This window comes from Bradyrhizobium sp. CCGB20 (assembly GCF_024199855.1).
GTDB lineage: Bacteria > Pseudomonadota > Alphaproteobacteria > Rhizobiales > Xanthobacteraceae > Bradyrhizobium.
This window is the reverse complement of sequence record NZ_JANADN010000001.1, coordinates 670,436-697,058: the sequence shown is the minus strand read 5'-3', so window position 1 is coordinate 697,058 and position 26,623 is coordinate 670,436. Positions and strand designations below refer to the sequence as shown.

At 65.5% G+C, this 26,623-nt stretch carries 26 protein-coding genes; 11 read left to right on the top strand and 15 right to left on the bottom strand.

The annotated features are described in order from the left end of the window. The first annotated feature begins 48 nt into the window (after nucleotides 1-48). The gene (gene ftsZ, locus NLM15_RS03210; RefSeq protein WP_254115242.1) at nucleotides 49-1,308 is read left to right on the top strand and encodes a cell division protein FtsZ; all 1,260 of its coding nucleotides are present in this window, start codon (nucleotides 49-51) and stop codon (nucleotides 1,306-1,308) included. A gap of 267 nt (nucleotides 1,309-1,575) precedes the next feature. Here ftsZ and NLM15_RS03205 read toward each other — a convergent pair whose 3' ends face one another. Continuing rightward, nucleotides 1,576-2,265: a hypothetical protein gene (locus tag NLM15_RS03205; RefSeq protein WP_254115241.1), complete on the bottom strand. Its 690-nt coding sequence runs from the start codon at nucleotides 2,263-2,265 to the stop codon at nucleotides 1,576-1,578. Between the two features lie 430 nt (nucleotides 2,266-2,695). Between NLM15_RS03205 and NLM15_RS43460 the strand changes: the two genes are divergently transcribed. The 3 genes from NLM15_RS43460 (at nucleotide 2,696) to NLM15_RS03195 (ending at nucleotide 4,853) form a co-directional block, all read left to right on the top strand. Beyond that, complete coding sequence (locus NLM15_RS43460) at nucleotides 2,696-2,830, top strand: hypothetical protein (protein WP_256565378.1); 135 nt, start codon at nucleotides 2,696-2,698, stop codon at nucleotides 2,828-2,830. Between the two features lie 270 nt (nucleotides 2,831-3,100). After that, a complete protein-coding gene (locus NLM15_RS03200; RefSeq protein WP_254115240.1) occupies nucleotides 3,101-4,432 on the top strand; it encodes a DUF2235 domain-containing protein in 1,332 nt (443 codons plus the stop codon). 175 nt (nucleotides 4,433-4,607) lie between these two features. Beyond that, a complete protein-coding gene (locus tag NLM15_RS03195) occupies nucleotides 4,608-4,853 on the top strand; it encodes a PilZ domain-containing protein (protein ID WP_254115239.1) in 246 nt (81 codons plus the stop codon). A gap of 40 nt (nucleotides 4,854-4,893) precedes the next feature. Here NLM15_RS03195 and NLM15_RS03190 read toward each other — a convergent pair whose 3' ends face one another. From NLM15_RS03190 to cobS, 6 genes are all read right to left on the bottom strand, one after another. Next, entirely contained in the window at nucleotides 4,894-5,301 is a 408-nt protein-coding gene (locus tag NLM15_RS03190) for a hypothetical protein (protein WP_254115238.1), read from the bottom strand. A 297-nt stretch (nucleotides 5,302-5,598) separates the two neighbouring features. After that, the gene (locus tag NLM15_RS03185; protein WP_254115237.1) at nucleotides 5,599-6,711 is read right to left on the bottom strand and encodes an NADH:flavin oxidoreductase/NADH oxidase; all 1,113 of its coding nucleotides are present in this window, start codon (nucleotides 6,709-6,711) and stop codon (nucleotides 5,599-5,601) included. Nucleotides 6,712-6,898: 187 nt separating this feature from the next. Next, the gene (locus NLM15_RS03180) at nucleotides 6,899-7,969 is read right to left on the bottom strand and encodes an esterase-like activity of phytase family protein (RefSeq protein WP_254115236.1); all 1,071 of its coding nucleotides are present in this window, start codon (nucleotides 7,967-7,969) and stop codon (nucleotides 6,899-6,901) included. Further along, on the bottom strand, nucleotides 7,966-9,873 hold the full coding sequence (gene cobT / locus NLM15_RS03175; protein ID WP_254115235.1) for a cobaltochelatase subunit CobT: 1,908 nt from the start codon (nucleotides 9,871-9,873) through the stop codon (nucleotides 7,966-7,968). Before cobT ends, NLM15_RS03180 begins: the two co-directional genes overlap by 4 nt. After that, nucleotides 9,870-10,280, bottom strand: a complete 411-nt coding sequence (locus NLM15_RS03170) for a GNAT family N-acetyltransferase (RefSeq protein WP_254115234.1) — start codon at nucleotides 10,278-10,280, stop codon at nucleotides 9,870-9,872. The genes cobT and NLM15_RS03170 overlap by 4 nt, the downstream gene beginning before the upstream one ends. Before the next feature lie 3 nt (nucleotides 10,281-10,283). Next, nucleotides 10,284-11,282 (bottom strand): cobaltochelatase subunit CobS, encoded by a 999-nt coding sequence (gene cobS, locus NLM15_RS03165; protein ID WP_254115233.1) that lies wholly within the window; start codon nucleotides 11,280-11,282, stop codon nucleotides 10,284-10,286. Nucleotides 11,283-11,575: 293 nt separating this feature from the next. Between cobS and NLM15_RS03160 the strand changes: the two genes are divergently transcribed. Further along, nucleotides 11,576-12,241 (top strand): VTT domain-containing protein, encoded by a 666-nt coding sequence (locus NLM15_RS03160; protein WP_254115232.1) that lies wholly within the window; start codon nucleotides 11,576-11,578, stop codon nucleotides 12,239-12,241. A 174-nt stretch (nucleotides 12,242-12,415) separates the two neighbouring features. Here NLM15_RS03160 and NLM15_RS03155 read toward each other — a convergent pair whose 3' ends face one another. Next, nucleotides 12,416-13,630 (bottom strand): citrate synthase family protein, encoded by a 1,215-nt coding sequence (locus NLM15_RS03155; protein ID WP_254115231.1) that lies wholly within the window; start codon nucleotides 13,628-13,630, stop codon nucleotides 12,416-12,418. Nucleotides 13,631-13,709: 79 nt separating this feature from the next. On the opposite strand from NLM15_RS03155, the gene NLM15_RS03150 reads away from it, so the two are divergent. After that, a complete protein-coding gene (locus tag NLM15_RS03150; RefSeq protein ID WP_254115230.1) occupies nucleotides 13,710-14,804 on the top strand; it encodes a citrate synthase/methylcitrate synthase in 1,095 nt (364 codons plus the stop codon). 212 nt (nucleotides 14,805-15,016) lie between these two features. Here the strand turns inward: NLM15_RS03150 and NLM15_RS03145 are convergent, their stop codons facing one another. Then, on the bottom strand, nucleotides 15,017-15,649 hold the full coding sequence (locus NLM15_RS03145; RefSeq protein ID WP_254115229.1) for a J domain-containing protein: 633 nt from the start codon (nucleotides 15,647-15,649) through the stop codon (nucleotides 15,017-15,019). Nucleotides 15,650-15,807: 158 nt separating this feature from the next. Here NLM15_RS03145 and NLM15_RS03140 point away from each other — a divergent pair, with 158 nt between their 5' ends. Next, on the top strand, nucleotides 15,808-16,083 hold the full coding sequence (locus NLM15_RS03140) for a BolA family protein (RefSeq protein ID WP_375166926.1): 276 nt from the start codon (nucleotides 15,808-15,810) through the stop codon (nucleotides 16,081-16,083). 145 nt (nucleotides 16,084-16,228) lie between these two features. Here NLM15_RS03140 and NLM15_RS03135 read toward each other — a convergent pair whose 3' ends face one another. The 3 genes from NLM15_RS03135 to NLM15_RS03125 form a co-directional block, all read right to left on the bottom strand. Beyond that, nucleotides 16,229-17,533, bottom strand: coding sequence for an HlyC/CorC family transporter (locus NLM15_RS03135; RefSeq protein ID WP_254115227.1), 1,305 nt, complete (start codon nucleotides 17,531-17,533; stop codon nucleotides 16,229-16,231). A gap of 92 nt (nucleotides 17,534-17,625) precedes the next feature. Beyond that, nucleotides 17,626-18,774 (bottom strand): 3-dehydroquinate synthase, encoded by a 1,149-nt coding sequence (gene aroB / locus NLM15_RS03130; protein ID WP_254115226.1) that lies wholly within the window; start codon nucleotides 18,772-18,774, stop codon nucleotides 17,626-17,628. After that, a complete protein-coding gene (locus tag NLM15_RS03125; RefSeq protein ID WP_254115225.1) occupies nucleotides 18,771-19,394 on the bottom strand; it encodes a shikimate kinase in 624 nt (207 codons plus the stop codon). Before NLM15_RS03125 ends, aroB begins: the two co-directional genes overlap by 4 nt. Nucleotides 19,395-19,551: 157 nt before the next feature. On the opposite strand from NLM15_RS03125, the gene NLM15_RS03120 reads away from it, so the two are divergent. The 4 genes from NLM15_RS03120 (at nucleotide 19,552) to NLM15_RS03105 (ending at nucleotide 23,931) form a co-directional block, all read left to right on the top strand. After that, nucleotides 19,552-19,698, top strand: coding sequence for a hypothetical protein (locus NLM15_RS03120; protein WP_014439243.1), 147 nt, complete (start codon nucleotides 19,552-19,554; stop codon nucleotides 19,696-19,698). Nucleotides 19,699-19,715: 17 nt separating this feature from the next. After that, the gene (gene xerD / locus NLM15_RS03115; RefSeq protein WP_254115224.1) at nucleotides 19,716-20,675 is read left to right on the top strand and encodes a site-specific tyrosine recombinase XerD; all 960 of its coding nucleotides are present in this window, start codon (nucleotides 19,716-19,718) and stop codon (nucleotides 20,673-20,675) included. Between the two features lie 274 nt (nucleotides 20,676-20,949). Further along, nucleotides 20,950-21,912, top strand: coding sequence for an acetyl-CoA carboxylase carboxyltransferase subunit alpha (locus NLM15_RS03110; protein WP_254115223.1), 963 nt, complete (start codon nucleotides 20,950-20,952; stop codon nucleotides 21,910-21,912). A gap of 459 nt (nucleotides 21,913-22,371) precedes the next feature. Further along, the gene (locus NLM15_RS03105; RefSeq protein WP_254115222.1) at nucleotides 22,372-23,931 is read left to right on the top strand and encodes a murein L,D-transpeptidase family protein; all 1,560 of its coding nucleotides are present in this window, start codon (nucleotides 22,372-22,374) and stop codon (nucleotides 23,929-23,931) included. Nucleotides 23,932-24,119: 188 nt separating this feature from the next. On the opposite strand, the gene NLM15_RS03100 is transcribed toward NLM15_RS03105, so the two are convergent. The 3 genes from NLM15_RS03100 to NLM15_RS03090 are packed head-to-tail and all read right to left on the bottom strand — an operon-like array spanning nucleotide 24,120 to nucleotide 26,623. Then, nucleotides 24,120-24,815, bottom strand: a complete 696-nt coding sequence (locus tag NLM15_RS03100; RefSeq protein ID WP_254115221.1) for an ABC transporter ATP-binding protein — start codon at nucleotides 24,813-24,815, stop codon at nucleotides 24,120-24,122. Next, entirely contained in the window at nucleotides 24,808-25,542 is a 735-nt protein-coding gene (locus NLM15_RS03095) for an ABC transporter ATP-binding protein (protein WP_254115220.1), read from the bottom strand. Before NLM15_RS03095 ends, NLM15_RS03100 begins: the two co-directional genes overlap by 8 nt. Next, entirely contained in the window at nucleotides 25,529-26,623 is a 1,095-nt protein-coding gene (locus NLM15_RS03090; protein WP_254115219.1) for a branched-chain amino acid ABC transporter permease, read from the bottom strand. Before NLM15_RS03090 ends, NLM15_RS03095 begins: the two co-directional genes overlap by 14 nt.

Sequence of the window (26,623 nt, the reverse complement as noted above, 5' to 3'; positions counted from 1 at the left end):
CTTGAACCTTTCTCTATCCCGGCGCGCCGGAGCAACCGCGAGGACAGAATGACTGGCACTACAGATATTCGCGAGATGAAGGCGCGCATCGTCGTGTTCGGGGTCGGCGGCGCCGGCGGCAACGCCGTCAACAACATGATCACGGCCGGGCTGGAAGGGGTCGACTTCGTCGTCGCCAATACCGACGCGCAGGCGCTTGCGATGTCGAAGGCGCCGCGCCTCATCCAGCTCGGTACACAGGTGACCGCAGGCCTCGGCGCCGGCTCGCAGCCCGAATTGGGACGCGCCGCGGCCGAGGAGGCGATCGACACGATCCGCGAACATCTGGTCGGCGCGCACATGGTGTTCGTGACCGCCGGCATGGGCGGCGGCACCGGCACCGGGGCGGCCCCCATCATCGCCAGGACCGCGCGCGAGCTCGGCATCCTCACGATCGGCGTGGTCACCAAGCCGTTCTACTTCGAGGGCCAGCGCCGCATGCGCTTTGCCGAAGCCGGCATCGAGGAGCTGCTGAAGACGGTCGACACGCTTCTGATCATCCCGAACCAGAACCTGTTCCGGGTGGCCAGCAACAAGACCACCTTCGCCGATGCCTTTGCCCTTGCCGACCAGGTGCTTTATTCGGGCGTGGCCTGCATCAGCGACCTCATCGTCAAGGAAGGCCTGATCAATCTGGACTTCGCCGACGTGCTCTCCGTGATGCGGGAGAAGGGCAAGGCGATGATGGGACGGGGCGAAGCGTCCGGCGAGAAACGCGTGCTCGCCGCTGCGGTCGCCGCAATCTCCAATCCGCTGATCGAGAACCCCTCGATCAAGCGCGCCAGCGGCCTCATCATCTCCATCACCGGCGGCCGGGATCTCATGCTGTTCGAGGTCGACGAAGCCGCCACCCGCATTCGCGACGAGGCCGACCCGGACGCCAACATCATCGTCGGCGCGTCGTTCGACGAAAGCCTCGAAGGCATCGTCCGCGTCTCGGTGGTGGCGACCGGCATCGACAATGTCGATCCGGCGCTGCAGACGCCAGTGGCGGAAACCTCGCTCACGCAACTCGCCGGCAAGCTGCGCAACGACAGCCGCCGCATCGCCGATCGCATCGAGCGCAGTGCGCCGCTTCCGCAGGTGGACAGCCCGCCGCTCCGCCCGGCGGCCGGCGGGCCCGCAGGCCAACCGGCAAGGCCGAATCCGGACTATGCGCGCCAGGCAGCTGCCCAGACGCTCGATCCCTACGGCCGCTCAGCTCCGCGCAACGTGGCCGACGAAAGCCTGCTCGATATCCCGGCCTTCCTGCGCCGCGCCGCCAACTGAGCGGATCGCGAGGAGGGCACGCGGTGCGCCCTCTCTCCCGCTTGCGGGTAGGGCTATCGCATATGACGTCATGGCGGGAGCCTGAGCGAGCGCCTCGTCCTTCGAGACGACCGCTTTGCGGTCTCCTCAGGATGAGGCTAGGCGGCATCTTTGCCTGTAGAAATTGCTGCTAAGCACTCCGCCCTCATCCTGAGGGCCCGCCGTTAGGCGGGCGTCTCGAAGGATGGCCGCAGGCGACCTTCTTGAGGAGCGCAGCGCGCCGCTGATTCACGCAGCCGTGCTGCGCGGGCTCTCCGCCGGTTCCTTTTTCTCCGGCTCCTTGTCGCGAGACAGCCAGGCCGGGAAACGGAGCAGGCGATCGTTGGTGTCCTTCGGCAGTTCCACGGCCGGTACGAAGGCCCCCTCATCCGCCGAAGCCTGGATTTCAGGTGCAGCGTGGCCGGCTCGCACCGCATCCGCGCGCTGATCCAGCTCGCGCAGCAGGGGATCGATGACGTTGTCGATCTCGGCCGCCACCGACACCAGGAAGCTGTTGAGCTCGCGGGCCTCGGGCACGACGGCCGAAGCATGCTGGATCGCCTTGCAGAGACCGTCGACGACAGGTGTAAACGCGCTCCCAGCCTGCTTGATTCGGGTCTTTATGGCTTCGATTTCGCCGAGGACGCGTTCACGCTCCCGCCTGGTCTTCTCTTCCGAAAGGCGGGTTTCGATTTCGGCGATCTGAGCCGTCAGGGTCGCAGCTTCGGATGCAAGCGCATCGCGTCGTCCGCGCGCACGATCGAGATCGCGACTGAGATTGTCCACTAAGTCGTCCTTTCCGAACATGGCATGGCTCCGTAGGACGGCCGATTTGGCCTGTAGGACGGCCCTGGCGCGAACAGCCAGCCTCGCAGCCGAAGCCATGGCTGGTTCGGCCGAAGCAGGCATCAACTTCATTCGCGTCAGATGGGCCGACATGGTGACCCCCAATCGTCCTCATTAGGCGACGGCATGGTTAACAAGTGGTTAATGTCCACAGCCGATGCAGCAAATGGAGCCGCGGATGCGGTCGCGCCAGGCGGATGAACCGGGCTTCGCGCTCGTCGGGCCTGGCGGGCGGGCGCGTTCGCGCGGGGCGTTTTAGCCCTCGCCATCGGCGCGGTGCAGGCGTACGCTCGATCGCGTCACCGCTTGGAGTTGCGGCATCGACCGGTGACCGAGGGCTGCGCGCGCTCCCGCCACGCACAGGCAGGCGCGAATCATGCCCCGGTTTTGCTCCGGCGGATCGCGCCGCCGATGATCGTTCCGCCGTTTCTTCTGCTTCTCGTACGCTTGCTCGTTCCGGCTGGAGCCGTACGCGCGATGGTCGGACGAGCCCGATGAACTCAGGACATCAGAGGAGAGCGACATGGCCAAGGGACAGCAACGCAGCAACCGCGAGATCAAGAAACCGAAGAAGGACAAGGCCAAGGCGATCGCCGCGGCCCCGAGCCGCAAGGAGGCCAACTGGCAGCCGGAGATCGGTCAGGGGAAGAAGAAGTAGGGGGCGGATAGAAGCGGCGCGCGCTGCCTTCCCTTCTCCCCTTGTGGGAGAAGGTGCCTTGCCGAAGGCAAGGCGGATGAGGGGTTGTTTCCCGGAATTCTCACGCGAGAGATTCACGCGTGGAGAGAGACCCCTCACCCGTCTCAATCGCGCGGAGCGCGATTGATCCCCCTCTCCCACAAGGGGAGAGGGGAAGCGCCACCACCGTCTCTTCCCCGTCGCGCTTTTCCGTTATACTCGCCCCGGTAGCATCACCGTGAGGGGCATACCGTGGGGCACGAAGCCAAAACCGACCACAAATCCGAGCCGAAAAACCTCGTCATCTGCTGTGACGGCACCGGCAACGAGATCTCGGAGAACATCTCCAACGTCCTGAAGCTCTATCGTTGCCTGCGCAAGACCGACAAGACGCAGCCGCGGCAGATGGTGTTTTACGATCCCGGGGTCGGCACGGTCACGGAGCCGACGACGTGGCATCGGCTCAAGGCCAACGTCAATCTGGTGCTGGGGCTCGCCACCGGCTACGGGCTCGATGACAACGTGCTCTCGGCCTATTGCTTCCTGGTCGAGCATTACGCGCCCGGCGACAAGATCTATCTGTTCGGTTTTTCGCGCGGTGCCTACACGGTTCGCGTGCTGGCGGGGCTGATCCACAAAATCGGTTTGATCTCGCCGGAGCAGGCGAACCTCGCGGGCTCGGGCCTCGTCGCCTACAAGCAATATTCCGGCACCGGGCGCGGCAACGACATCGAGGACCTCAAGGACGTCGACTTCGACGACCAGGGGCCGCTGCCGAAGGACGAATTCGACCTCGCCGCGCAGTTCGCGCGCATCACCTCGACGCGCTGGCCGACCATCCACTTCATCGGCGTCTGGGACACGGTGGCGAGCGTGATCGTGCCGCGGCGCGACAATTTCTTCTTCGTGTTCAGCCTGGAGGAGCTCGCCTTCACGCTGCGCAATCCGAGCGTCAAGATCTTCCGGCAGGCGATCGCGATCGACGAGCGGCGCTGCATGTTCCGCCTCAAGGAGTACGAGGAGCCGCAGGAATATTGGCGCAACCGCTACGTGCCCGACGAGAAGAAGGAGCCGCAGGACATTCTGCAGGTGTGGTTCGCCGGCGTGCATTGCGACGTCGGCGGCGGCTATGCCGAGGCCGAGAGCGGCGAATCGAAATATCCGCTGATCTGGATGATCGAGGAGGCGGAAAAGGCCGGGCTGAACTTCAACCCGCGCACCGTGAACCAGCTGGCCTGGGGCGTGCAGCGCAAGAACAGCCCTTTCAAGTACGTCGCACCCGCCTACACCGGCAAGACCGGCGAGCTGCACAATTCGATGACGGCGCTCTGGCGCGTGCTGGAATACGTACCGAAGAGCGCGAAGTACAAGGAATGGCCGGACAGGACGGTCGTGCTCGGCTTCTACATCCCCGATTGCGAGCCGCGCGTCATCGCCGAAGGCGCGCATGTGCATGAGAGCGTGCTGAAGCGGATGGCGGTGGAGCCGGGCTACCGACCGGTGAACCTGCCGAAGGATTATGTGACGGTGCCGATGCCGGTGGCGCCGGGGGTGGGAATGGTGGAGGAGACGGAGGCAGTCTGAGCGCGCTTACCCTCCCCCTCCAGGGGAGGGTGGGAGCCCGCTACCGCCGCTTTCTCCATTCGCCGCTACTTTTCATTAAAATTCTCCGCCGCGCCTTAGCCGGATCGCATCAACTCCCTCCGCATCATCGGAGCCTGCCACCCGCGCCGTTCGCGGAAATTGGAGGAGAGTGCCAATGCATCCGCGCCGACATGCCCGCGTCAAACCTTCCGGCCTGGTGTCCCGCCAGGCCAAGATCATCACCGACCCGCGCGCGCCGGTGATCCCCTGCACGCTGATCGACTACTCGCCCGGCGGGGCCTGCGTCGATCTCGGCGGGCAGGTGACGATCCCCGACCGGTTCGAGCTGCTGCACGTCAACACCAAGAAGCGCTGCCGCATCGCCTGGAAGCGCGGCTCGCGCGTGGGCGTGGTGTTCTAGGACGAGCTGCGCGCTTGCCCTTCCCTGGAGGGTAAGAAAGCTACCTCCGCATCCGCGCTTTCGTCCCGGCGACGATCTGCATCGCGACGCCGGCGACCCAGCCGAACAAAGCGAGCCAGGTCCAGCCCAGATGCGGATCGAGGCGCAGCACGATGACGGCGACGGAGGCGAGCGCGGTGAGCGTGGCGCAGAGCGTGCCGGCGGCGCTCAGGAATTCCGCGGCGTCGATGGTGCTGTGCGCGTCGTCGAACGGAAGCTGCGGCGTGTCGATGCCGAGATAGAAGCCGACGAAGCCGAGCAGCATCATCAGCAGCAGGAAGCCCTGCGTGGTGAGCGGGGCGATCGCCGATCCCACATAGGCGCCGACGAACAGCCCGCACGCCGCACCTGCCATGGCGAGGCCCACGCGCTCGAACACGTGGGCAGTCTTGCGAACACCAAACCGCATGGCGGGCCTCCGCGAGGAGTTGGGTACAGGGAGGTTAGGCCAGTTTCGCGGGGCGTGGAAGGTGAGGACCTTTACGGAGATGTGAGGTCGCGGGATGGTGAGGGCGTGGAACGCGCCACTCACTCCGCTGTCATCCCGGACAAGCGAAGCGCGGATCCGGGCTCCATAACCACAGGAAGTGGTTTGGCGAAGACTCAAGGTTTAAGTTGTGCAACTCACACCGCGCATCCTCGTGAGATCGCGCGGTATGGGTCCCTGCGTCCGCAGGGACGACAGTTGTGATTGTAGCACTCCCCCTCACCGCGCCCCGAAGGTCGTCTTGCCGAACAGCGCCTTCTGCGTCGAGGGCTGCGAGCGCCAGTATTGCGGCGGGGCCTCGACTTCGCCGCCGACTTCGGCCGCGGCGTGCCAGCCCCAGCGGGGCTCGTAGAGCATGCCGCGGGCGAGCGCGACCATGTCGGCCTTGCCGGATGCCACGATCTCTTCGGCGTGTTTGGCTTCGGTGATCAGGCCGACGGCCATGGTGGGCAATCCGGTCTCGCGCTTGATGGCCTCGGCGAATTGCACCTGATAGCCGGGCCCGAGCGGGATCTTCTGCTGCGGGGAGACGCCGCCGGAGGAGGCATCGATCCAGTCGACGCCGCGCGCTTTCAGCGCGTTTGCGAACTCGATCGTCTGCGCCAGATCCCAGCCGCCCTCGACCCAGTCGGTCGACGACACCCGCATGCCGACCGGCTTGTCGTGCGGGAACACGCTGCGCACCGCATCGTACACCTCCAGCGGAAAGCGCATGCGGTTCTGCAAGCTGCCGCCATATTCGTCGGTGCGCCTGTTCGAGATCGGCGACAGGAACTGATGCATGAGATAGCCGTGTGCGCCGTGCAGCTCGATCGCGTCGATGCCGAGCCGGGCGGCGCGCTTGGCGCTGTCGACGAAGGCGTCACGGATGCGCTTCAGGCCCGCCGCATCCAGCGCCAGCGGCGCGGCCTCGCCTTCCTTGTGGGGCAGCGCCGACGGCGCCACGGTCTGCCAGCCGCCCTGCGCGACCGGAATCAACTGGCCGCCGTCCCAGGGCCGCGCGCTCGAGGCCTTGCGGCCGGCATGCGCGAGCTGCATCGCGATCGCCGTCGTCGAATGCTTGCGCACGGAGGTGAGGATCTGCTTCAGCGCGGCCTCGCACGCATCGCTGTAGAGCCCGAGGCAGCCCGGCGTGATGCGGCCGATCGCCTCCACATGGGTCGCCTCGATGCAGAACATCGCAGCGCCTGACAGCGCCAGATTGTTGATGTGGGTGAAGTGCCAGTCGGTGGCGACGCCGTCGTCGGCCGAATACTGGCACATCGGCGACACCACGACGCGGTTCTTCAAGGTCAGGCCGCGCAGCTTGATCGGGGAAAACAGGGCGCTCATGCGGGGAGTTCCGGATGATGAGAGGGGTGGAAGCAATTGCATGAAGTGTAGTGGGCGACGAGCGGATTGCCAGTTGCGCGGACGGCATGGCCGTGGCGCCACCCATGCATTACACGCGTCATTTGATCACGGGTCGCGCGGCAATTTCAGCTGTCGTCCCTGCTTTCGCAGGAACGACAGCGGAGAGCTACTCCACCAGCGTGAACTGCAGCAGCAACGTGCGCTGGAGCATCGAGAAATTGTCGTCCGACACCATGGTCAGGACGGTCTCGCCCTCGGGGGTGACGTGGGCGTCGATGCCTTCCATGTTGTCGACCTCGTGGCCGAGATCGGCGTTGAAGAGCGCGGGGCCGTCGACCAGCGCGTTCGGCGCGATCGACTTCAACGGGATCGCGCGGATACGGATGTTGATGCCGGTGAACCAGGAAAATTTGCGTTCGAGGATCAGAAGCTCGCCCGACGGCAGCAGCGTCGCATCCGAGATGTCGAATTTGTCGGTGCGGCGCACGCTGAACTGGCCGGGCGTGGGGCCGCCGATCAGGAAGGCGACCAGATTGCCGTCGGCGTCCAGCCCGCGCTCGGAGAACGCGATCAGCGTGCCAGCGAGCGGCTGACCCTTCGGGACCGCGACCATCGCTTCGAGCCCCTTATTGTAGGGCAATTTCCGCATCGCGGGCGGCGTCGGCAGCACATCGCCGCGGGCGCGCGTGCCGCCCTTGGAAAAATCGAAGCGCATGATCTGGTTGACGCGTTCGAGCCCGACATAGACGACGTTGCCGTCGCGCGCGAGCGACTCGGTGTCGTACCAGAGCCGCTTCTCCGTGATCGGCCGCCCATCCGCGTTCAGCATCGGCGACGCCTCGACATCGTCGAGCCCGGTCATCCTGCCGCCGGAATAGCGGATGCGGCCGGTGAACCAGCCGCCCTGGTCGGAGATCGCGAGGAAGCGCTCGCCCTTGGCGTCGAGCCGGATGCCGGACAGGCCGCCAAAGCCGCGATAGGGCGAGGTCAGCACGAGGCCGCTGCGATATTGCAGCGAGCCGAAGCGCACCCGCGAGCGGTCGCGCGGCTCGAAATTGGGGATCGACCGCGCGTTCACCTCGATGCCGACCGGCTCGGTGACGGCGTGCTCGATCTGCGCGGGGCGCGGCGGCGGCTCGGTCGTCGGCTGCGCCTGCGCCAGGCGGGAGATTGCGAGAGTGGAAAATCCCGCCGCAGCGTGGCTAATGAAGCTGCGGCGGGATTGATGCGTGCTCACGAATGCAATTTGCGTCGCGGGCGACCGGCCTGCTGCGTAGGCGCTGTGTTGGTCTCGCTGAACAGCTCGGCGAGCTTTTCGGTGATGGCGCCGCCGAGCTCTTCGGCGTCCACGATCGTCACGGCGCGGCGATAGTAGCGCGTCACGTCATGGCCGATGCCGATCGCGATCAGCTCGACCGGCGAGCGGGTCTCGATCTCCTCGATGATGTGGCGCAGATGCCGCTCGAGATAGTTGCCGGGATTGACCGACAGCGTGGAATCGTCGACCGGCGCACCGTCCGAGATCATCATCAGGATCTTGCGCTGCTCGGGCCGGCCGAGCAGGCGCTTGTGCGCCCAGTCCAGCGCCTCTCCGTCGATGTTCTCCTTCAGGAGCCCCTCGCGCATCATCAGGCCGAGATTCTTTCGCGCACGGCGCCAGGGGGCGTCGGCCGACTTGTAGATGATGTGGCGGAGATCGTTGAGGCGGCCGGGATTGGCCGGCTTGCCGGCGGCAAGCCACGCCTCGCGCGATTGCCCGCCCTTCCAGGCGCGCGTGGTGAAGCCCAAAATCTCGACCTTGACGCCGCAACGCTCCAGCGTGCGCGCAAGAATGTCGGCGCAGGTCGCCGCAACCGTGATCGGACGGCCGCGCATCGAGCCGGAATTGTCGAGCAGCAGCGTCACCACGGTGTCGCGGAACGTCGCCTCCTTCTCGTGCATGAAGGACAGCGGGTGATAGGGATCGGTCACCACGCGCGACAGCCGCGCCGGATCGAGGATGCCCTCTTCGAGGTCGAAGTCCCAGGCGCGGTTTTGCTGCGCCATCAGCCGGCGCTGCAGCCGGTTGGCGAGGCGGGCGACGATGCCTTGGAGATGCGCGAGCTGCTTGTCGAGATAGGCGCGCAGGCGCTCCAGCTCGTCATGGTCGCAGAGGTCTTCGGCCGCGATCACCTCGTCGAATTTCGGCGCGAAGGCATGATATTCCGGCCCGCGCGGCTCGTTGGCGCCGCGCGAATTCGGCCGCGTCGCCTCGCCCGGCGTCTCGTCGTCGCCGAGCTCGCCGTCGTCGAACGTGTCGGAGGTCGAGGCCTGTGCGCTTTCCATCGCGCTCTCGCTCATCTCCTCGCTCGAAGCCTGCGCCTGATCGGCGCTCATCTCCTGCGCGGCGTCGGAATCGGGCGAGCCTTCGGCGCCGGACTGGTCGTTGTCGCCGTCGCGGTTCTCCTCGTCGTCGTCGTTGTCTTCGCTGTCGGCGCTGCGCTCGTCGCCGAGCTCGAGCGCGGTCAGCAGATCATGCACGGCGTCGCCGAACCTGGTCTGGTCCTCGACCAGCCCGTCGAGCCGGTCGAGCCGCTTGCCGATCTTGTCCTCGAGAATGGGCCGCCAGAGATCGACCATCTTCTTCGCCGCCGTGGGCGGCGCCATGCCGGTCAGGCGCTCGCGCACCAGCATCGCCAGCGCATCCGCCAGCGGCGCATCGGCACGGTCGGTGATCTCGTCGAACTTGCCGCGGTGGAAATGATCGTCGAGCATCGCGGTGAGGTTCTTGGCAACGCCGGCCATGCGGCGTGCGCCGATCGCCTCGACCCTCGCCTGCTCGACCGCCTCGAACACGCCGCGCGCTTGCGGATTGCCGGGCATCAGCTTGCGATGCAGCTTGGCATCGTGACAGGCGATCTTGAGCGCGATGGAATCGGCATGGCCGCGCACGATCGCGGCATCACGCTTGGTCATCTTTCGCGCGGGCTCGGGCAGCCGCGCCTTGCCCGGCGCGAGCCCGGGACGCTCGGCAGCGAAGCTGACCTCGAGCTCGGGCGACTTGGCGATCGCCTTCAGGCAGGAAGCCACCGAGCGCTTGAACGGCTCGGTCGGGGCTTCCTTGGTGTTACGGAATTTGGAGTTGGATGATGATGTGCTCATAGCGACTTCGTAAACGAATGGCGCGTCACGCCGCCGGGATAGCCCTTGAGGGTGCCGAACTCCTCGTACCCGCAGGAACGATAGAAGCCCGGCGCCTGGAAACTCATCGTGTCGACATGGGCCTGGACCGCGCCCTGCCGTCTTGCCTCGTCCTCGATCGCCGCGATCAGCTTCGTGCCCAAACCCCTGCCGCGCTGCTTCTGATCGATCCAGAAATACTGGATGAACAGAACCGTCGCCCAGAGATGCCCGACGATGCCGCCGACGATCTTGCGGCCGTCCTTCAAGGAGACCGCGATGCTCTTGGCCTTCTGCTTCCCAAACTGCTCGTCGTTATAGGCGCCGAGCCCGGCGAGCACAGCCTTCTTGGTGGTCCCAATGGTGCGCTCGACGGTGATGGTGGGCATGGCCTAGCTGAGCGCCACGTTGATTGCCGATTCCGGCAGCTCCGCATTGAAGCAGCGCTGGTAGAACTCTGCGACCAGGGGACGCTCGAGCTCGTCGCACTTGTTGAGGAAGGTGACGCGGAAGGCAAATCCGATATCGCCGAAGATGTCGCAGTTTTCCGCCCAAGTGATCACCGTGCGCGGGCTCATCACCGTCGACAGATCGCCATTGGCGAAGGCGTTGCGGGTGAGATCGGCAAGGCGAACCATCTTGTTGACGATGTCTCGGCCCTCCTGGGTGCGATAGTGCTTGGCCTTGGCCAGCACGATCTCCACTTCCTCGTCATGGCTGAGATAGTTCAGCGTGGTGACGATCGACCAGCGGTCCATCTGGCCCTGGTTGATCTGCTGGGTGCCGTGATAGAGGCCCGAGGTGTCGCCGAGGCCGACCGTGTTGGCGGTCGAGAACAGGCGGAACGCCGGGTGCGGCTTGATCACCTTGTTCTGGTCGAGCAGCGTCAGGCGTCCCGAGACCTCCAGCACGCGCTGGATCACGAACATCACGTCGGGGCGGCCGGCGTCGTATTCGTCGAACACCAGTGCGACGTTGTTCTGGAGCGCCCAGGGCAAAATGCCGTCGCGGAATTCGGTGACCTGCTTGCCGTCGCGGACCACGATCGAGTCCTTGCCGACGAGGTCGATACGGCTGATGTGGCTGTCGAGGTTGACGCGCACGCAGGGCCAGTTCAGGCGGGCGGCGACCTGCTCGATATGGGTGGATTTACCGGTGCCGTGATAGCCGGTCACCATCACGCGGCGATTGCGGGCAAAGCCGGCGAGAATGGCGAGCGTGGTGGCGCGGTCGAAGCGGTAGTCGGAATCGACTTCGGGCACATGAGGATCGACTTCGGAATAGGCCGGGACTTCGAGATCGCTGTCGATCCCGAACACCTGGCGCACCGACACCTTCATGTCGGGCATACCGGAAACTTCCTCAACTTTGGACATGGCGGCGGTCGTCATCAATCCTCCGAGGTCCCGGGCGGTCCCGAAACCGGTTATTCGCACGTTGGCTGCGGCTGGGTGCTGAAAATCAACCTATCAGAGACAACGTGCGGGCAGAAGCCCGCCCTCCAATCAAAGTTCCGTTGTCTTTTCATTTAGATAGGCAAGGAACGCAGTTTTTGGAGGGCTGCCTTGCGAATTACGCCCGAATTTCGGGCGGGATGCGTGGCCTGCCCACGCGAATGGCACTTTTGCCGCTCCTTGCTTATGTAGGGTCTGAACCTGAAGCCCCAGCCCTCCACAGAGACGACGTGACGTCCTTCCTCGACCCCCTCATCTCCTTCGTCTCGGCCCATGCTTGGCTGGCCTACCTGACCCTGTTCCTGGCGGCGCTGCTCGAAGCCGTTCCGGTGGTGGGGTCGGTGATCCCCGGCTCGACCATCATTCTGGCGCTGAGCGCGCTGATTCCGGGCGGCGACCTGAAACTGCAATGGGTGCTGCTGGCCGCCGCGGTCGGCGCGGTGCTCGGTGACGGCTCGGCCTACTGGATCGGGCACCGGCGCCAGCGCGAGATCCTCAACACCTGGCCGCTGACCAATTATCCCCGCGTGGTCGCCGAGAGCGAAAGCTTCTTCAACCGTTTCGGCACCTGGGCCGTGTTCTTCGCCCGCTTCGTGCCGCCGATCCGGGCCTTCGTGCCGGTGACCGCCGGTGCGCTCGGCATGGCGCCCGCGAAGTTCTACGCGGTGAACATCCCGGCGATCCTGATGTGGGCGCCGGCGCATGTGCTGCCGGGCGTGCTGGCCGTGTCGGCCCTTCACCAATATTTCGGACTGCCGCACCACGGGCAGCATCCGTTCAAGCACATCTGGATCTTGACGGTGGTGGCGGTGGCGATCATCGGCGGCCTTGGCATCTGGTACTATCGCCGCCGGCGGAACGGCGGCGGTATCACGGCGGCGAAACCGCGGGCGTAGGTGCCGGCACACCCCAGGTGTCGTCCCTGCGAACGCAGGGACCCATAACCCCAGGGAGTAGTTTGGCGAAGACTTGTCGGTCGGTACTCTTACCGCGCACAATCGATAGATCACGCGGTATGGGTCCCTGCGTTCGCAGGGACGACAGCAGAGAGCGACGCGCTCGCAGAAATTCTAGCCCCCGGCCCGCCGCCCCGGCGCCGGCCCCACATATCTCGCCCGCGGGCGGATCAACTTCCCGAACTGCAATTGCTCGCTGGCGTGGGCGATCCAGCCGACGCTGCGGGCCATGGCGAACAGGGCGAGCTCGCTGCCGGTGGGCAGGCGCAGCGCGTGCACGAGCACGGCGAGCGCATAGTCGATATTGACGAGCTCGCCGGTCGCTTCAATGATCCGCTCCGGCACCTCTCGCGTGAACTTGCGCGGCGCGCCGGCGCGCGACAGGGCGTTCAAGAGCGATTGGGCGCGGGGATCGCCGCGCTTGTAGACGCCGTGGCCGAAGCCGGCAAAGCGTTCGCCGAGCGCGACGCGCTCGCGCACCATCGGGGCGACGTCGCGATCGATCAGCGTCTTGACGAGTTGCGAGGCCAGCACGCCGGCGCCGCCATGCTTCGGGCCTTTCAGTGCGGCGAGGCCGGCGATGACGGAATCATAGAGGTTGAGACCGGTCGAGGCCGCGCAGCGCGCGGTGAAGGTCGAGGCGTTCAATTCGTGATCGGCGAGCAGCACCAGCGCGCGGCGAATGAGGTCGGGCGCATGCTTGTTGTCGGGCGCCCAGGCCTTCGCGATCTGCTGATGCAGCGGCTCGGACGACGGCTCGGCATTGAGCATGGTCGCGACCAGGAGACGGATAATGCGCCCGCCGACCATCGCGCGGCCATCGGGCGCACGGGTGAAGGCACGCGCGTCGGCACTGGTCGCGAGCGCCAGCACTGCGATGGCACGATCGATCGGCGCCGCACGGCGCGCGGCTTCTGCGATCGCGCGCATCTCTTCGGAAATCTGGGGCTGATTGTCCTGATCGAACGGGTCGACGTCGGAGACGTCCCACAGCAGCGTCGCGGTGTGCTCCAGCGTGTCGTTCTCGGCGAGATCGACGCAGTTGACGCCGCGATAGATCGCGCCCTCCTCGGTGATGGTCGAGATTTCCGTGTCCATCACCGGCAGGTCGGCGTCGAAGCTGCGCAGGCCGCGCGGCTCCGGCGACGGCACCCGGCGCTCCTTCAGGGCGCGGACGTCCTCGGCACGGTAGCGGTTTTTCCGCGAATCCGGGGTCGGCTCGGAGCGGATCAGGCCACGGCTGACATAGGCGTAGAGGGTCGCCGGCGAGATCGCGAGCTCGGCGGCGGCTTCCCGGGCGGACAGGTACAGCTCCGGAGAATTTTTCATATTGATTTATGTAATCAAGATTGATCAATCTGTCGAGAGGCCCGACCTTTCCCTGGTGCAGTGCAAAGGAGATTGGGCCATGAACATCCACCTCACCAAAAGCCAGATCGGGCTGGACGGCGTTCCCGCGGCCGAGACCGTGCTGAGCCATGTCGACGGCGAGCGCGGTGAACTGATCATCGCCGGCGAGCATGTCGGGCGCCTCGCCGCCAAATCGAGCTTCGAGGGCGTCACCGCCCGGCTCTGGAACGGCGCCAGCAAGACCAACCTCACTGAAGCCAATGTACGCGCGAGTCTGGGTGCGGGGCGCGAACGTGCCTTCGCGCGGCTGCCGGAGCTTTTGCCGGCAACTCGCGGCATGGGCATCATCGACGGGTTTCGTGCGGCGGTCGCGGGGCTTCGCGCCGAGCACGGTCTCGCGCACGAGGCGACCATCGTCGGCGCGTTTCCGGTGATCGCGGGCGCGCTGGTCCGCCGCGCGAAAGGGCTCGATCCCATCGCGCCGGATCCCAATGTCAGCCATGCCGCCGATACGCTACGCATGCTGCTTGGGCGCGCGCCCGCAGCGCGCGAGGTCACCGCGTTAGATGCCTATCTCGTCACCGCCAGCGACCACGGCATGAACGCCTCGACCTTCACCGCGCGCGTGGTGGCATCGACGCAAGCCGACCTGTTTGCCGCAGTCACCGCGGGCTATTGCGCGCTCACGGGTCCGCTGCATGGCGGCGCGCCTGAGCCGGTGCTGGAGATGCTCGATGCGATCGGCTCGCGCGAGCGCATCCAGCCCTGGGTGGACGCGGCGCTCGCACGCGGCGAGCGGATGATGGGTTTTGGTCACCGCGTCTATCGCGTCCGCGATCCGCGCGCCGACGTGCTCAAGACCGCCGTCGAGGCGCTGGCGTCCAACGGCACCGATCTGCCGTTCGCCGGCGAGGTCGAGGCCTATATCCGCAGCGCGCTGCGCAAGAAGAATCCGGACCGGCCGCTGGAGACGAATGTCGAGTTCTTCACCGCGATCCTGCTCGATGCGCTGGCGATTCCACGGCAGGCGTTCACGCCGATCTTCGCGGTGGCGCGCGCAGCCGGATGGACCGCGCATGCGTGCGAGCAGCAGCGGACGGGGCGGTTGATCCGGCCGAGTTCTTCGTATGTGGGAGCGATGCCGGAGGCGTAGGGCGGAAGAGGCGCGACAGCGGAGCCAAACGCTCCGCCGTCGTCCCTGCGAAAGCAGGGACCCACACCGCGTGATTTATCGGTGAAATGAAGCTGCCAGTACCGGCGAAGATTTCACTGCGAGTCTTCGCCAAACTGCTCCCTGGGGTTATGGGTCCCTGCTTTCGCAGGGACGACAGGGGAGTATGTGGCAGCAGCTTGCGCCAGCGAGGCTTACGCCTCCCGCACCACCGTCTTCAGATAATTATACGCCTTGATGATCTCGATCAGGCGATCTTCGGTCGAGCGGTCGCCGCCATTGGCGTCGGGGTGGTGCTGCTTCACCAGTGCCTTGTACTTGGTCTTGACGTCGGCGAGCGTGGAATCGGGGCCGAGGCCCATGACCTGGAGCGCCTTGCGCTCGGCGTTCATCACCTTGCGCGTCTCGGCCTTGGGCTGGGCATCCGGGCCCTTCCGCCAGTTCGCGCGGCCATTGATCTCGCTGAACATGCTGAACGGATCGGAGGCCATGTCGATCTCGGCTTCCGCACCCTTCTTGCCGCCGTTGGCGCCCATCTTCCAGGTCGGACGATGGCCGGTCAGCGCATCCTTCTGGTAGCGCGCAACTGCGTCAGCATTCATGCCGGAGAAGAAATTGTAGTTCTGGTTGTACTCGCGCACGTGGTCGAGGCAGAAGTGCCAGTATTCGCGCTGATTGTCGCGACCCTTGGGCGCGCGGTGCGCGCCCTTGTTCTGGCATCCGGCCCATTCGCAGCCGACCACGGCGTCGCGCGGCTTCACTTCCGGCTGCTTGCCCCGCGGCTTGACGCGGATGGAGTCGAAGAACTTTGATGAATCGATCGGCATGGCTGACTTTGACTACGCAATGCAAAAACCTTCAAGTCTTGACATTGCAATTAGCTGACACAGGTAGCCGAAGTTTCACTTCGGCGTCCTTGAAGCACGTCCGCCCATGGGCGGCCTATGCAATTGACGGGGCACGATCGCACGCTTTAATGGCACTCATGGTTATGAAAGACACTATCAGCAACAAGTTGCAGGAAGCTTTCACGCCCGAAAGCCTCGAGGTCGTCGACGAGTCACATTTGCATGAGGGCCACGCCGGCCACCGGCCCAGCGGCGAGACGCACTTCCGCGTTTATATCGTATCTGCGGCCTTCAAAGGGAAGAGCCGGGTCGATCGCCACCGCATGATAAATTCGGCGCTGGCCATGGAACTCTCCGGCAGCGTGCATGCGCTCGCGATCCACGCGCAGGCGCCGGGCGAAGGCGGAACGTAAGCCACGTCGGCGCGCCGACAGCGCTTTCTCCCCTCATCCTGAGGAGCGCGCTCTAGCGCGCGTCTCGAAGGATAGAGGCCAAGATGCCGCAGCGGGGGCCCGCATGGTTCGAGACGGCGCTGACGCGCCTCCTCACCATGAGGGTCTAAAACGACGTCCCGGCCCGCCTTGGCTTGGCCTCTTCCATTTCCGCCTCGCGCGGCACCGGTGAAATACGGAGCGCGGTGATGCGGTTGCGTTCGCGGCGGAGGACGCGGAAGCGGAAGCCGTGGAACGTGAAACTCTGGCCGCGGTCGGGGATCGAGCGCGCCTCGTGAATGACGAGGCCGGCGACCGTCGTTGCCTCCTCATCGGGCAGGTGCCAGTCCATGGCGCGGTTGAGATCGCGGATCGGCACCGAGCCGTCGACCACCACCGAGCCGTCCGGCTGGGCCCGCACGCCCGCGACCACGACGTCGTGCTCGTCGGAGATGTCGCCGACGATCTCCTCCAGAATGTCTTCCAGCGTCACAAGACCTTCGACTTCGCCGTATTCGTCGACGACGAGCGCGAAATGGGTCTTGCGGCGGCGGAACGCCTTGAGCTGCTCGGAGACCGGGCGCATCTCCGGCACGAACCAGGGCGGCAGCGCGATGGTGGAGACGTCGATGCGCGAGGTGTCGCCGTCGGAGGCGCGGATCGCGCGCAGCAGATCCTTGGCGTGGAGCACGCCGATGATGTTCTCCGGCTTCTCGCGCCACAGCGGAATGCGGGTGTATTCGGTCGCCAGCACCTCGCGCACCAGCTCTTCCGGCGGCAGGTCGGCGTTGATCATCATCATCTCGGTGCGATGGATCATGACGTCGGAGACCTGAAGCTCGCGCAGGTCCAGGAGACCGCCGAGCATGTCGCGGTCCTGCTTCTCGAACTTGCCCTCGTGATGCAACAGGTCGACCGCGCCGCGCAGGCGCTCGGTCGGCGACAGGATTGCCTGGTGCTCGCCGGCAAGGCCGAACAGGCGCATCAACAGGCGGACGATGACTTCGACGATCCGCAGCAGCGGCCCCAGCACATACATCGTCAGCCGCATCGGGCGGGCGACGGCCAGCGCCATGCGGTCGGGCGCATTGATGGCGATGGTCTTCGGCAGCACCTCCGCGAAGATCACGACCAGCGCCGTCATCACGCCGGTGGCATAGAGCACGCCGACATCGCCGAACCAGGCCGTGAAGATGGAGGTTGCGAGCGCGGATGCGCTGATATTGGCGATGTTGTTGCCGAGCAGCAGCGCGCCGATCAGGCGCTCGCGCATGTCGAGCAGCTGCGAGACCACATCGGCGTCGTGGTTACCCTGCTTGGAGAGCCTGAGCATGCTGGCGCGCGAGGCGCCAGTCAGCGCGGTCTCGCTCGCGGCGAAGAAGCCCGAGACCAGCAGGCAGATAATGACGATGGTGAAGCCGAGCCAGTCCATGCACCACTCTGGTTTCTCGTTCTGACGCGTTTTCCTGACGCGAACCGGTACCCACTTCGCTTGAAAACGCTTTCGCGCCTTTCAGTCGCGCATCACGCTTTCTGCGCGAGCTTGTCCTTCAGGAAATCGCGCACCGGCGCCGGCTCGACGTCCTTCGCGATGACGGCCCGCCCCACCGCCTCCAGCAGGATGAAGGTCAGCTTGCCGCGCTTGACCTTCTTGTCCTGCGCCATCAGCGCCATCAGCGCGTCGGCATCGGCAAGCCCTTCCTGCGCGAAACCGGCGATGTCCTGCAGGCGGGTGGGCAAGCCCGCCTCGATCAGGTGCCGCTCGACGCGCACCGCATCGGCCTCGCCGATCATGCCGAGGCTGGCCGAGAACTGCGCGGCCAGGGTCATGCCGATCGCAACGCCCTCGCCGTGGAACAGGCGGTCGGAGAAGCCGGTCGCCGCCTCCAGCGCGTGACCGAAGGTGTGGCCGAGATTGAGCAGCGCGCGCTCGCCGGTCTCACGCTCGTCGCGCGAGACGATTCCGGCCTTGGCGCGGCAGGAGGTCGCGATCGCATGCTCGCGGGCGGAGCCACCCTTGAAGATGTCGGAATGGTTCTTCTCAAGCCAGGTGAAGAAAGCCTCGTCGCCGAGCACGCCGTATTTGGCGACCTCGGCGTAGCCGGCGCGGAATTGCCGCGGTGACAGCGTGTCGAGCACGGCGGTGTCGGCGATGACGAGCAGCGGCTGGTGGAAGGCGCCGAGCAGGTTCTTGCCCTGCGGCGAGTTGATGCCGGTCTTGCCGCCGACGCTGGAATCGACCTGCGCCAGCAGCGAGGTCGGCACCTGCACGAAATCGACGCCGCGGCGCAGGATCGCCGCCGCAAAACCGGCGAGATCGCCGACGACGCCGCCGCCGAGCGCGATGACCAGATCATTACGCTCGATCTTCGCGGCGATCAGGGCTTCGCTGACCTTTTCCAAGCCGGCATAGGTTTTGGAAATCTCGCCTTCCTCGACCACGACGCGCGAGGTCGGAATTCCGCTCGCCGCGAGCGATGCCTCAGTCGGCTCGAGCCAGTGTTTCGCGACGGTGCGGTCGGTGACGATCGCCGTGCGCACGCCGGGACGTAAAGCCGCGACCCGCTCGCCGAGCGAAGCCAGCACGCCACGGCCGATGACGATGTCATAGGCGCGATCACCGAGCGCGACGTCGACATTGACGGGATCGGAATGTTTCAGGGGCGCAGTCATCGTACGGCACTCGCAACGTCGGCAGGTGGTTGGACGGCCTGTTCGCCGCAGAGATGGGCGCGCAGCGTCTCGATGCATTCCTCGACGATCTTGTCGTGCGGCACGTCGCGCGAGGCGATGGTAAGGTCGGCATGGCTGTAGACCGGCTCGCGCTCGGTGAGCAGACGCGTCACGGTTCCTTCGGGATCGGCGGTCTGGAGCAGCGGGCGGTCGGCACGGCGGCGGACGCGGCGCATGATGACGTCGTGGTCCGCCTTGAGCCAGATCGAGACCGCCTTCGCCGCGATGCGGGTCCGCGTCTCCTCGCGCATGAAGGCGCCGCCGCCGGTCGCAAGCACGATCGGGCCGCCGTCCAGGAGACGCGCGATCACCCGCGCCTCGCCGTCGCGGAAATGCGGCTCGCCGTGACGCTCGAAAATCTCCGGTATGGTCATGGTGGCCGCCGCCTCGATCTCGGTGTCGGCGTCCACGAATGGCAGCTTGAGCCGGGCGGCCATGCGGCGGCCGATGGTGGATTTGCCCACCCCCATCATGCCGACGAGCACGATCGAGCGCGCCCCGAGCGCCGACAGGATGTCGGCCTCAGGCGAACCGGGAATCGGCAACACGGCGTCGGACATGGGTCTCGCTCGATCCGCCGCCAAAGGCGGCATGCTTTCGCCACCTATACGACCCCGCAGGGGGCCTCGCCAGAGGACTCTTGCCACGAAACGGCGAACATGTTGGATGATTTCATTGGTTAATTTGCCCGTCTGGACCCTCTCCGAGATCTTGCCGATGCCCAGCCTGTTCCGCTTCCTGACGGTCGTCGCCGTGATCGCCGGCATCGTCTATGGCGTGGTCTTCGCGCTGGCGAACTTCGTGAGCCCGAAGTCGCGGGAAATGACGGTGACGATCCCGCCGGATAAATTTCTCAAGAAATAGGAGCTAGCTTCCAGGGCATGCGCGTACAGCCCTCAGATGCCAAGCTCACCGGCCTGTTCCTCGACATGCTCGCGGCGGAACAGGGCGCCGGCCCCAATACGCTCGACGCCTACCGCCGCGACCTCACCGATTTCTCGGAATTTTTGGGCCGCGTCGGCCATACTTTTGCGAACGCGGAGACGCAGACGTTACGCGACTACCTCGCCGATCTCGACACGCGCGGCTTCAAATCCACCAGCGTCGCGCGGCGGCTGTCGGCGATGCGGCATCTCTACCGCTTCCTCCTGAACGAGCGCATCCGCACCGAGGATCCCGCCGCGATCCTGTCCGGCCCCAAGCGCGGCCGCGGCCTGCCGAAAGTGCTGTCGATCGCGGATGTCGACCGCATGCTCCGCCGCGCCAAAGAATTGAGCGAGGCGGAGGACGCCTCGCCGTCAAAGCGATTGCGCGCCTTGCGACTCTATTGCCTGCTCGAGGTGCTCTACGCCACCGGGCTGCGCGTCTCCGAGCTGGTGGCGCTGCCGCGCTCGGCGGCCAAACGCGACGCCCGGATGATCGTGGTGCGCGGCAAGGGCAACAAGGAGCGTCTGGTGCCGCTCAACGAGGCCTCACGGCAGGCGATGGCCGATTATCTCGCGGCGACGGAAGCGGCGAAGACGGAGAAGAAAAAAGACAGCCTCGCCGCTTCGAAATGGCTGTTCCCCTCGTCCGGCGAGAGCGGGCATCTGACGCGGCAGCATTTCGCCCGCGACCTCAAGGAGCTCGCGGTCGCCTCGGGGCTGCAGGCCCGGCTGGTCTCCCCGCACGTGCTGCGGCACGCCTTTGCCAGCCACCTCCTGCACAACGGCGCAGACTTGCGCATCGTGCAGACCCTGCTCGGCCACACCGATATCTCGACGACGCAGATCTACACCCATGTGGTCGAGGAGCGCCTGAAGAGCCTGGTGCGCGACCTGCACCCGCTGGCGGAGACATAGTTGCTCCCGTAGCCCGGACGAGCGAAGCGACATCCGGGATGGTGCCCGAGGCTCGACCTGCCCCGGATATCGCTTCGCTCATCCGGGCTACAAGCTTCGGCCCCCCATGAAACCGCCTTGACTTCGGCCACATCTCCGCAGAAAGAGCCGTGGCCTCACGATCGATTTGGCCGCTCTCGGGAGCGCACAGGCCAACTCATTGAAGAAGCTACACTTCTTTCCTCGAGCTCAAATCCGCTTCGACGCCCCGTCCCGTCCTCCCTATACTGAGTTGATGCCAGATCAGATGCGCAGCTATCTCGACTTCGAAAAGCCCGTCGCCGAGCTCGACTCCAAGGTCGACGAGCTGCGGACGCTTGCGGCCAACGGCACCGACATCGCTGATGAGATCGGGCGGATCGAGGACAAGGCGGCGCAGGCGCTGGCCGACCTCTATCTGAACCTGACGCCGTGGCAGAAGACGCTGGTCGCGCGGCATCCGCAGCGGCCGCATTTCAACGACTTCATCAAGGGCCTGATCACCGAATTCACCCCGCTCGCCGGCGACCGCAAGTTCGGCGAGGACGAGGCGCTGGTTGCCGGCTTCGGCCGCTTCCGCGGCGAGCCGATCTGCGTGATGGGCCAGGAAAAGGGCGATTCCACCGAAAGCCGCATCCGGCATAATTTCGGCATGGCGCGGCCCGAAGGCTATCGCAAATGCGTGCGGCTGATGGAGATGGCCGAGCGGTTCGGCCTGCCGGTGCTGTCGCTCGCCGATTCCGCCGGGGCCTATCCCGGCATCGGCGCCGAAGAGCGCGGCCAGGCCGAGGCGATCGCGCGTTCGACCGATGCCTGCATGGCGCTGACCGTGCCCAACGTCGCCATCATCACCGGCGAAGGCATGTCGGGCGGCGCCATCGCCATCACCACCGCCAACAAGGTCTTGATGCTGGAGCACGCGATCTACAGCGTGATCTCGCCCGAAGCCGCCTCCTCCATCCTGTGGCGCGACGGCAGCAAGGCGCAGGAAGCCGCCAACAACATGAAGATCACCGCCCAGGACATGCTGCGCTTCGGGGTGATCGACAGCATCCTGAAGGAGCCGGTCGGCGGCGCCCACCGCGACCCCGCCGCCATGATCGCTACCACGGGCGACGCCATCGCCAAGGCCTTTGACGAGCTGCGCGGCCTGGACGGCGACGCCATCCGCAAGCAGCGCCGGCAGAAATTCCTCGATATCGGCCGGAAACTGGGCTGATTCGGGCATTTCAGGTGCCGTAGGGTGGGTTAGCCGAAGGCGTAACCCACCACTGGCGGCGTCCGCAGAGGCAAAAGAGGTGGGTTACGCCGAGCAGATGCGCTTTGCGCATCTGCGGGGCTAACCCACCCTACGAAGCTCTTCCGGTAACCTCGCGTTAACCCTTTTTTTGCCCAAATCGGCGATCTCTGTTCCGTTTGGGCCGGAAGGCCCAAGTAAGGCCCAAAGTCGCGTCCATTTAGTCTTCGTTGACCATGCCGCTGGGCCAACGGGCTCGTGATCCCCGCTCGGGTTGCGACCACCTGACCCAGAGGTTAGAATTTTAATCAATGGCTTCAGGGCATAAGCGCTGGAGCGTGGTTTGAAAAAGCCCGTCACGGCGGGTCCGGATCTCCGGTCGAATCATGCTCTAAAGAACTGGGGTTCGCGCTCTCTGCCCGGCACGGTGTGGGGTCCATCTTGATTTCTCGTTCGCTTGCTCGCGCGCTCTTGGCTTCGGTTGCGCTCGCCGCCAGCATTGTGCTGGCCGGTTGCGACACCGACCAGGTTTCGCTCGCGGCCAACGCCAAGGCCAACCAGCCGGTGCCGGCAAAGCTTCTCTCCGCGATGGTCGAGAAGAACATGGACCTGCAATCGCCGATCCTGGTCCGCCTGTTCAAGCAGGAGGCCGAGCTCGAGGTCTGGAAGCAGACCCGCAACGGCCAGTTCGCGCTGCTCAAGACCTATCCGATCTGCCGCTGGTCGGGCGATCTCGGACCGAAGGTGCGCGAAGGCGACCGCCAGGCGCCGGAGGGATTTTACTCGATCAATCCGGGCCAGATGAATCCGCAGTCGGCCTACTATCTCTCGTTCAACACGGGCTATCCGAACGCGTTCGACAAGGCGCTGGGCCGCACCGGCTCGCAGCTGATGGTGCATGGCGATTGCTCCTCGCGCGGCTGCTACGCGATGACGGACGAGCAGATCGCGGAGATCTATTCGCTCGGCCGCGAGTCCTTCTTCGGCGGCCAGAAGGCGTTCCAGCTCCAGGCCTATCCGTTCAAGATGACGCCGGTGAACATGGCCAAGCACCGGAACAATCCGAACATGCCGTTCTGGAAGATGATCAAGGAAGGCTATGATCATTTCGAGGTGACGCGGCAGGAGCCGAAGGTCGATTTCTGCGAGCGGAAATACGTGTTCGACGCGGCGAAGGCGCCCGACGCGAAACGCGATCCGGTGTTCGATGCATCGGCAAAATGCCCCGCCTATGTGATCCCCGAGGACATCGCCAGCGCCGTGCGCGAGAAGGACCAGCGCGACCAGGCCGAGTACAACAAGCTCGTCGCCAAGGGCACGCCGATGGCGCGCATGAACACCGGCATCGACGGCGGCATGAACAAGATCTTCGCCTCCAAGATTCCGGAGGGCTCGACCGGCCTGTCCGAGAATGCCGAAGGCTCGACCCTGGAAATGCTGGCGATGGCGAAGGCGCCGGGCACGATCCCCGGACACGTCAATCCGCCCAAGCCGAATCTCGACGCGGCCGCCACTGCTTCCGCGAGCCAGGAGCCGGTCGTCGCCGTCAGCGCGCCCGCCGCCAACACCCGCGTCGCCGCAGCTCAGCCTGCCGAAAAATCCAGCGGCGGCTTCTTCTCCAATCTCGGCCGCAAGATGGGCATGGGCACCGCCGACACGACGGCGACCACGCCTCCGCCGCCGCAAGCCACCGCATCCGTGGCCCCGGCCGCCACGACCACGACGCCGCCCACCGCAGCGTCCCGGCTGAAGGCCGCAGTGACGCGGTTCGTGCCCGGACACGACAAGTCCAAGGATGCGGCAAAGGATGCGCCGAAGCCAGCCGCGACCGTGGCCGCCAAGCCCGTCGAGCCGGCGAAGCCCGATACGCGCCTCGCCGCGACACGCCCGGCGCTGAAGCCGTCAGTGAACGATGGTGCGAGTGAAGCGACGCAGATCATGGGAGCCGCGCCGGTGGTGCAGTCGAACTCGTTCGACAGCCGGTTTGGAGCGGTGAAGTAAGCGACGGCGGCGGCTCGTTTTCTCCGGTCCATCCAGGCTTGACGCCGTCATTCCCCGCGAAGGCGGGGAATCCAGTATTCCAGAGACGGTTGTGCTTGAACCGAGACGCCGCGGCGTACTGGATGCCCCGCCTTCGCGGGGCATGACAGTTGAGATTGAGGTGAGTAAGGCCGCTCGGCTGGCGCACCCTACGGCGCCAGATATCGCATCAGCTCCGGATTGCGCCTGACCTCCCCCGCCTCCCCCTGCAGCGCGACCCTTCCGCGATCCAGCACGTAGGCGTAGTCGGCGACGCGCAGGGCGAGGTCGAGGTGCTGCTCGACGATGATGACGGCGATTGTCTTCGCGAGCTCGATCAGGCGCTCGGTGATCTCCTCGATCACGCCGATCCAGACGCCTTCGGTCGGCTCATCCAGCAGCAACAGCTTTGGATCGCCCAGCATGGCGCGGCCGATCGCGAGCATCTTGCGCTCGCCGCCGGAGAGCGTGCCGGCGGGCTGGTCGAGGCGCTGGCCGAGTTTCGGGAAGATGGTCAGCACCTGGTCGACCGCGTCGGCCTTCTTGCTCGCGAGCGAGCCGACCGCGAGATTGTCGCGCACCGACAGGCGCGCGAACACCGAATGCTCCTGCGGGACGTAGCCGATGCCGGCACGCACGCGCTCCTGGGTCGCGCGGCGGCTGATGTCGCGGCCGTCGAAGGCGACCTCACCCTTCCACGCCGGCAATTCGCCGACGATGGTCTTCATCAGCGTGGTCTTGCCGGCGCCATTGCGGCCGAGCACGGCGACGCCGCCGCGCCAGGGAATGCCGAGGGTGACGTCGAACAGGACCTGGCTGCGGCCATAGCCGGCGTCGAGATGCTTGATGTCCAAAAATTCAGGCACGGCGCAGATAAATCTCCTGGACGGCTTTATTGGCCTGGATCTCGGACACGGTGCCGGATGCCAGCACCTTGCCCTGGTCGAGCACGGTGAGGCGATCGCAGATGTCGCGAATGAAATCGAGATCGTGCTCGACGATGACGAGCGAGCAATGTTTCTTGATCGGCTGGAGCAATTCGCCGGTGACGCGGCGTTCCTCCAGGCTCATGCCGCCGGTCGGCTCGTCCAGCAACAGCAGCTTCGGCTTGCCCGCCAGCGCCATCGCGATCTCCAGCCATTGCTGCTGGCCGTGCGACAGGGCGGCCGCCGCGTCGAAGGCGCGATCGGCGAGGCGGAACTGCGTCAGCATGATCATGACCTGGTCGTGCAGCGCACCGCGCGTGCGCGAGAAGACGAGGTCGAACAGCGAGGACTGCGCCTGCAGTGCGAGCAGGATGTTGTCGTAGAGCGTCAGCGACGGCAGCACGGACGTGATCTGGAATTTCAGGCTCATGCCGGCGCGGGCGCGTTCGGTCGGCGTGAATGCGGTGATGTCGGTGTCGACGAAGGAGACCTTGCCCTGCGTCGGCACTTCGGCCCCCGCGATACACTTCATCAGCGTGCTCTTGCCCGAGCCGTTCGGGCCGATCAGGCCGTGAAACTCGTTCTCGTCGACGGTGAGCGCGGCGCCGTCGAGCGCGGTGAGCTTGCCGAAGACCTTCTTGATGCCGGCGGCTTCAAGGAGCATCACGCTTCTCCTTGGCTTTAGCACCGAAGCTGCCGACCCGCTCGCGCTCGCCGAGCACAAAACTGATCAGGCCGAGCGGACGGAACAGGATCACGAGCAACAGCAGCAAGCCCAGAATGATCGGCCAGATGTCGCGATAATTGTCCGACAGCCAGAAGCTGACGCCCTCGACGATCACAGTGCCGATGACGGCGCCGATCAGCGTGCCGGAACCGCCGAACAGCACATACAGCACGACCTGGGTCGAGACGACGACGCCGACCATGTTGGGCCAGACGAACCCTTCATGGAAGGCATAGAGGCTGCCGGCAAGGCCTGCGATGGCGCCGCCGATCGCGAAGATGATCGCTTTCAGATGCTGCGCCTTGTAGCCGAAAAAGGCGATGCGCTGCTCGTTCTCGCGCAGGCCGGCGAGCGCGAGGCCGAATTGCGAGCGCACCAGGAAGCGGCAGAGCAGGTAGACCACGACGAGGATGCCGAGCACGAGATAGTAGAAGGCCGGCCCTTCCGTGAACTCGTAGCCGCCAATGGACATCGGCGCGATCGAGGGAATGCCGTTCTGGCCGCCGAGATAGTACCAGCCGCGCGCGAGACGATCGGCCGCGTAGGAGCCGGTGAGCGTGCCCAGCGAGACGAAGATCACGCTGGAGGGATGCCGCCCGAGCAGCAGGAAGCCGCCGAGCAGCAGCGCGAAGGTGAGGCCGATCAGCGTGCCCGCCGGCAGCACCAGGAAGATGTTGGTAATGTCAAGGTCGCGCGCGAGCAGCGCGACACCGTAGCCGGCCGAACCGAAGAACAGGGCCTGGCCGAAGCTCATGATGCCGGCATAGCCCCAGACCAGATCGAACGACAGCGCGAACAGTGCGAGGATGATCACGCGGGTCGCGAACACCGTAAGATAGTCCTGCAGCACCAGCGGCGCGAGCAGCGCCGCGACGAGCACGACGCCCTCCACGATCGGCAGGACTTTTCGTCCTGCCTTGACCTGCTTCTTGGCCTGTCCCGCCGCCACGCGTTCAACCATCGCATCGTCCGCTTCGTCGCCTGCGATGGCTTCTCTTACCACACTCATCGACTTCGGCAT